Annotated in this window: 4 protein-coding genes and 1 pseudogene; 1 reads left to right on the top strand and 4 read right to left on the bottom strand. The window is 69.7% G+C overall.

Annotated elements, in window-relative coordinates; all coding sequences use genetic code 11:
* The coding region (locus AC2VNT_RS09505; protein WP_486946619.1) for a hypothetical protein at positions 1-196 on the bottom strand (196 nt) is incomplete at its 3' end.
* On the bottom strand, positions 193-504 hold the full coding sequence (locus AC2VNT_RS09500) for a hypothetical protein (RefSeq protein WP_486946618.1): 312 nt from the start codon (positions 502-504) through the stop codon (positions 193-195). The genes AC2VNT_RS09505 and AC2VNT_RS09500, both read right to left, overlap by 4 nt.
* A 151-nt stretch (positions 505-655) precedes the next feature.
* Between AC2VNT_RS09500 and AC2VNT_RS09495 the strand changes: the two genes are divergently transcribed.
* On the top strand, positions 656-1,060 hold the full coding sequence (locus tag AC2VNT_RS09495) for a hypothetical protein (protein WP_486946617.1): 405 nt from the start codon (positions 656-658) through the stop codon (positions 1,058-1,060).
* On the opposite strand, the gene AC2VNT_RS09490 is transcribed toward AC2VNT_RS09495, so the two are convergent.
* Both AC2VNT_RS09490 and AC2VNT_RS09485 read right to left on the bottom strand, forming a co-directional pair.
* Positions 1,057-1,407: a YbaB/EbfC family nucleoid-associated protein gene (locus AC2VNT_RS09490; protein WP_486946616.1), complete on the bottom strand. Its 351-nt coding sequence runs from the start codon at positions 1,405-1,407 to the stop codon at positions 1,057-1,059. The two genes, AC2VNT_RS09495 and AC2VNT_RS09490, sit on opposite strands and share 4 nt — an antisense overlap.
* A pseudogene (locus AC2VNT_RS09485) lies at positions 1,404-1,699 on the bottom strand (hypothetical protein); the annotation flags it as partial. The pseudogene AC2VNT_RS09485 and the gene AC2VNT_RS09490, both read right to left, overlap by 4 nt.

Genomic DNA, 1,699 nt, shown 5'->3' with positions numbered 1-1,699 from the left:
CGGGTGGGGCATCAGCCCACGGCTCGGGCGAATCCACGCCAGGCGGCGGATCGACCACCCCCCACACGCGATGCGGCAACGTCAACGCGATGTCACGCCGGCCGATCCGCTCCGGCGGTAACCCCGAATCCGCCTGGCCCGCACCCGACTCCGCGTCGGGCGGATCGGCTGACGATGTCGGCGCGTCGTCGCTCACTGCCAATCGCCCAGCACTTCAAACGTCGCATCAATCGGCTCCTGGCGGCCGCGGGCCGCGGCGGCGGTGTCGCACCACGCCGGCGGCGGCACCCAGCTGGGCTCGCGCATCCGCTGCGGCCCGCCAGCCGGGTGGCCCAGCACGGCTTGCAGTTCCCGTTCTGCGCGTGCGGTTTTGCGGCGCAGCCGCACTATTTCCACGGCCAGCACGACCAGCACCAGCAGGTAGCAGACGCCGGTGAGCCAACCACAATCGGCCGCCACCGCGGGGGCGGCCAAGATCAACGCCAGAAACGCCAGGACCGTCACGTTTACCCTCCCCGAGCTCGCTGATCGGTTGAACCGCTGGCGGCGGCTGCGATGCCGGGCTGAGCATATGGGCACGCCGAAACCCGCCGCAACAAGCAGGCCATCGGCAGCGTGTAGCGTTCGGCAGAATCCCGTCGCTAACATACCTACCGTGCCCGACCCCCAACCCGGCCTCGTCGCGCTGGCTGACGCCATGAAATCGCGCATCGCGGCGCTGAACCTCACCGCGGTAGAAATCGCCAATAGGGGCGGGCCGCAACGTGGTGCGTTACGCGAAATCATCAACGCCCGCCGGATGCCGCGCAAATCGACCCTCGCCGAAATCGACGCGGTCCTGGGCTGGCCGGCCGGGGTGGCCAAAGACATACTCGACCAGAAACGAACCGCGCCGGCGGCGGACGCTTGGCTGCATCTGCCCGGCGAGAACCGGCTAGGTGTGCTCCGGGCGCGGCTCATGCAGCTACTCAAAGACCAGAGCCGGCTCAGTCAAGCCTGCGCCGCCCATGCCGATCTGACCGCCGAGCTGATCGGGCTGCTCGACGCCGAACGCGGCTAATCGAACTCGCCGGCGTCTCCCAGCCGCTCATCAATGCCAGACAGCAGCCGCTCGCCGGCGGCCTGGCCGCGCCCGGACGCATCGGCCATCGCATCGCTGATCGCGTCTTCTAACTCCTCGACGGTGTAGTCACCGACCACCCAATCCGCGATCACCAGATCAGTCAAAAACCCCTGGCCGTCAGCACAAGCGCACACCCCGCCTTCGGCGGTCAACGCCTCGGCCTCCACCGAGTCGATCGCTTTGGTCACCTCGGCGCCGACCGCTTGAATCTCGCGCACCGCGTCGAGCACCCGCAACGCCTTCGGCGACAGGTTCTCCCGCAGCACCGCGTCAACATCGTTCACTGGTCGTCGTCCTCTCGCGGTGGGGCCGCCGCGGCGGCGCGGGCATCGTTCATCCGCTGCTCCCGGCGGGAGCGTTTCGCATCCAGGCGGTCGCTGCGCTCACCAATCACCTTCTGCGTATTGGGCTGTCGGGGCGCCACCAGCCGGTGACTGTCCGGGCCGGGGCGCGGCTTGCCCGAACCGCCGGCGGCCCCCGGGGCGCCCCCCATCGGCATGAACGGCATCCCCGCGGCCCCCATCCCGGCCGGCTGCGCGCCCAGACCACGCAGCGCAGGGCTTTCGACCGGCACCG

Source organism: Mycobacterium sp. TH-M15 (assembly GCF_057473705.1).
The sequence above is the reverse complement of the archived record's forward strand: the minus strand, read 5'-3'. Positions and strand labels throughout refer to the sequence as shown.